Raw genomic sequence first — 1,235 nt, forward strand, 5'->3', positions numbered from 1 at the left:
CCCCCGGCCCCGGCCCCACGAACATGGCGAGCAAGGCGAGTGCGACAGGGGGATAATCGAGTGATCCGGGTGACGCTGGCCGACGACCAGACACTGGTACGGGCGGGATTCCGGTCGATCCTGGAAGGCGAGGACGACATCGAGATCGTCGCCGAGGCCGGCGACGGGGAACAGGCGGTCCGGCACGCCGCCCAACTGCTGCCCGACGTGGTGCTGATGGACATCCGCATGCCCGTCCTGGACGGGCTGGAGGCCACCCGCCGCATCATGACCGACCCGCGCCTCACCGCCGTCCGCGTCGTGATCCTCACCACCTTCGACCTCGACGACTACGTCTACGGCGCCATCAAGGCCGGCGCCAGCGGATTCCTGGTCAAGGACACCGAACCAACCGAGCTGATCCACGGCGTGCGGGTCGTGGCGCGCGGCGACGCGCTGCTGGCCCCCACCGTCACCCGGCGCCTCATCGCCGAGTTCGCCTCCCGCATCACCGCCCCGCCGCCCGCCGTGGAGCTGAGCGCCCTCACCGACCGCGAACGCGAGGTGCTCGAACTGGTCGCCGCGGGACTGTCCAACGAGGAGATCGCCGGACGGCTGGTCCTCAGCCCCGCCACCGCCAAGACCCACGTCAGCCGTATCCTGGCCAAACTGGGGGCACGCGACCGGGCCCAGCTCGTCGTCCTGGCCTACGAGAGCGGCATGATCCGCCCCGGCTGGCTCAGCTGACCGGCACCGCCGCCCCGGCCCTGGGGGGCGACGGGAGTGCAACGGGGCGGGGCACCGCGGTGTTGAACGGATGTGACGGTTACGGACGAAGCACTCACCCAGGCGACCGCACCCGCCACCAGCCCGACCCACGACCCAAGCCCAGGCCCGGGTCCGGGTGACGGCGGGACCGGCGGCGCGGGCACCGGCGACGGCGCGGCAGCCGAGGTCCTGGCCGCCCTCGCCGACGACCTCGACACCGGATTCGCCGCCCTCTACCGGGCCTACCGCGGCGCGGTGTTCTCCACCGCGCTGCGGCTGTGCGGCCGCTGGGCCGAGGCCGAGGACCTGGCCGCCGAGGCGTTCCTGCGCGCCTACCGCGCCCTGTGCGGGTACGGGCCCGAGCGGATCGCCGAGCTACGCCCCCGCGCGTGGCTGCTGACCATCCTGACCAACCTATGGCGCAACAGCCTGCGCACCGCCGCGCGGCGCCCGCCGCCCGGCCCGCTGGAGGACGCGCCCGACCCGCC

General features: G+C 73.8%; 2 protein-coding genes. Both read left to right on the forward strand.

Going from position 1 to position 1,235, the window contains the following annotated elements:
- Nucleotides 1-60: 60 nt before the first annotated feature.
- A complete protein-coding gene (locus E1298_RS47020) occupies nt 61-726 on the forward strand; it encodes a response regulator (protein ID WP_131903816.1) in 666 nt (221 codons plus the stop codon).
- A 72-nt stretch (nt 727-798) separates the two neighbouring features.
- Nucleotides 799-1,235: RNA polymerase sigma factor (locus E1298_RS47025; RefSeq protein ID WP_279499804.1), on the forward strand; the 437-nt coding region annotated here is incomplete at its 3' end.

The organism is Actinomadura rubrisoli, from assembly GCF_004349215.1.
GTDB classification, from domain to species: domain Bacteria; phylum Actinomycetota; class Actinomycetes; order Streptosporangiales; family Streptosporangiaceae; genus Spirillospora; species Spirillospora rubrisoli.